The organism is Streptomyces sp. NPDC096193 (assembly GCF_040302905.1).
Lineage (GTDB): Bacteria > Actinomycetota > Actinomycetes > Streptomycetales > Streptomycetaceae > Streptomyces.
Window position 1 is genome coordinate 1 of sequence record NZ_JBEOSJ010000064.1, and the last position, 2,824, is coordinate 2,824.

General features: G+C 66.5%; 1 protein-coding gene and 1 pseudogene. Both read right to left on the reverse strand.

Going from position 1 to position 2,824, the window contains the following annotated elements; genetic code table 11:
• Positions 1–67: 67 nt before the first annotated feature.
• The gene (gene clpB, locus ABTX78_RS36030; protein WP_352210974.1) at positions 68–2,710 is read right to left on the reverse strand and encodes an ATP-dependent chaperone ClpB; all 2,643 of its coding nucleotides are present in this window, start codon (positions 2,708–2,710) and stop codon (positions 68–70) included.
• Positions 2,701–2,824: pseudogene (locus ABTX78_RS36035) on the reverse strand (chaperone modulator CbpM); the annotation flags it as partial. The pseudogene ABTX78_RS36035 and the gene clpB, both read right to left, overlap by 10 nt.

Below are 2,824 nucleotides of genomic sequence, written 5' to 3' on the forward strand. Positions count from 1 at the left end.
TTGTGGCCGCATGCGGTGCAGCTGACCGTCGCGGCCCGGATCCCGGTCCCTTGGCCGGCCATCGGGCTCACGCGGCTTTCTGCACGTCGGTGTGGTCGGGCCCGTCGTAGGTGACGACCAGTTCGCCGTTGTGGGCGTCGACCCGGATCACCGATCCGTCCTGCACGTCACCACGGATCAGGGCCCGGCCGATGAGCGTTTCCACTTCGTGGGAGATGTAGCGGCGTAGCGGCCGGGCTCCGTAGACGGGGTCGAAGCCGTGCTGGGCGATGAGTTCGCGGGCGGGTTCGGTGAGTTGGACAGTGATCTGCCGCTCGGCCAGGCGGCGGCGCAGGTCCTCGAACTGGAGCTCCACGATGTGCGCGATCTGGGCGATGCCGAGGGGCTTGAACAACACGATGTCATCGACCCGGTTGAGGAACTCGGGACGGAAGTGGCTCTGCAGTTCGCCCATCACCAGGGCGCGTGCGTCGGGTTTGATCTCACCTTCCGCGCTCACACCGTCCAGGAGGTGGGCGGATCCGATGTTGGACGTCATGATGATGATGGTGTTGCGGAAGTCGACGGTGCGGCCCTGGGCGTCGGTGATCCGGCCCGCGTCGAGGACCTGGAGCAGGGTGTTGAACACATCGGCGTGTGCCTTCTCCACCTCGTCGAACAGGACCACGGAGTAGGGCTTGCGGCGGACCGCTTCGGTGAGCTGGCCGCCTTCCTCGTAGCCGACGTATCCCGGCGGCGCACCGACCAGCCGGCTCACGGTGTGCCGTTCCTGGTACTCGCTCATGTCGAGACGGACGATGTTGTCCTCGCTGTCGAACAGGGCCGCGGCGAGGGTTTTCGCCAGTTCCGTCTTCCCGACACCGGTGGGGCCCAGGAAGATGAACGAGCCGATGGGCCGCCGCGGGTCACGGATCCCGGAACGGGCCCGGATGATGGCGTCACTGACCACCTTCACCGCCTCGTCCTGCCCGACGACCCGCTCGGTGAGGATCTCGTCCAGCCGCAGCAGCTTCTCCCGCTCACCCTCCTGCAGACGGCTGACGGGAATACCCGTCCACGCCGCGACGATCTCGGCGATCTCGTCCTCGGTGACCACCTCCCGCAGCAGCCGGCTCTCACCCTGCTTGGCCGCCAGGGCCTCCTCCTCGGCCGCCAGCCGCCGCTCCAGCTCGATCAGCTGCCCATAGCGCAACTCCGCCGCACGGTTGAGGTCGTAGGCCCGCTCGGCCTCCTCGGCTTCCTGACGGACCTGCTCCAGCTCCTGCCGCAGTTCCTGCACCCGCCGGATGGCCTGCCGCTCGGCCTCCCACTGGGCATGCATCGCATCGGACTCGGACCGCAGATCGGACAGCTCACGCCGCAACTCCTCCAACCGCTTCCGGCTCGCGACATCGCTCTCCTTCTCCAGCGCGGCCGCCTCGATCTCCAGCCGGGTCACCCGGCGGGTGATCGAGTCGAGCTCGGCCGGCATCGAGTCGATCTCCGTCCGCAACCGGGCACAGGCCTCATCCACCAGGTCGATGGCCTTGTCGGGAAGGAAACGGTCGGAAATGTAGCGGTGGCTCAAAGCCGCCGCCGCGACCAGCGCGGTGTCCTGGATCTTCACCCCGTGAAAGACCTCCAGACGTTCACGCAACCCGCGCAGGATCGAAACGGTGTCCTCCACACTCGGCTCGTCCACCACCACCTGCTGGAAACGGCGCTCCAGGGCCGCATCGGACTCGACATACTTGCGGTACTCCTGCAGCGTCGTCGCGCCGATCATGTGCAGCTCACCACGGGCCAGCATCGGCTTGAGCATGTTGCCCGCGTCCATCGCCCCCTCAGCACCCCCGCCGGCACCGACCACGGTGTGCAGCTCATCCACGAACAGCAGGATCCGCCCCTGCGCCGCCTTCACCTCACTGAGCACCGCCTGCAGCCGCTCCTCGAACTCACCGCGATACTTCGCCCCGGCCACCAGCAGACTCATATCGAGACTGAACACCGTCTTGTCCCGCAACCCGTCGGGCACATCACCGCGAACGATCCGCTGCGCCAGCCCCTCCACGATCGCCGTCTTACCCACCCCCGGATCACCGATCAGCACCGGATTGTTCTTCGTCTTACGGCTCAGGATCTGAATCACCCGCCGGATCTCCTCATCCCGGCCGATCACCGGATCCATCCGGCCACTGCGCGCCTCCAGCACCAGGTCACGGCCGTACTTCTCCAACGCCTCATACGAGCCCTCAGGCGTCGCCGACGTCACACGCTGACTCCCACGGATCCGGGTCAACGCGGACAAGAACCCGTCCTTCGTCACCCCGTTCTCGGCAAGCACCCGCCCCGCCGCGGTCCTCGATCCCTCATCCACCAGCGCAAGAACAAGATGCTCCACCGACACATACTCATCCTTCAGCCGCCTGGCCTCCTGCTCCGCCGCATCCAGCAGATTCGCCAGCCGCTGCGTCACAAACACCTGCCCCGGAGCGGCCCCCGGACCCGTCACCTTCGGCCGGCGCGCCAACTCCGCCGACACCGCGGAACGCAACGCCTGCGTATCCGCACCAGCCTGGTCGAACAATCGTGGAACCAGCCCATCCGGCTGCTCCAGCAGAGCCAGCAGCAAATGCTCCCCATCGACCTCCGTCTGCTGCAGCCGGCCGGCGATCGTCTGCGCCTCCTGCAAAGCCTCCTGCGACTTCTGCGTAAGCCGGTTCATATCCACGATTCATCACTCCTCGAGCCGGAATTGCTGCGCCGCAGCATGTCCTCGAGTTCACTGATCCGATCCAGCAGATCCAGCACCAGACCGATGGACGCATAGTTCAGGCAAAGCCCC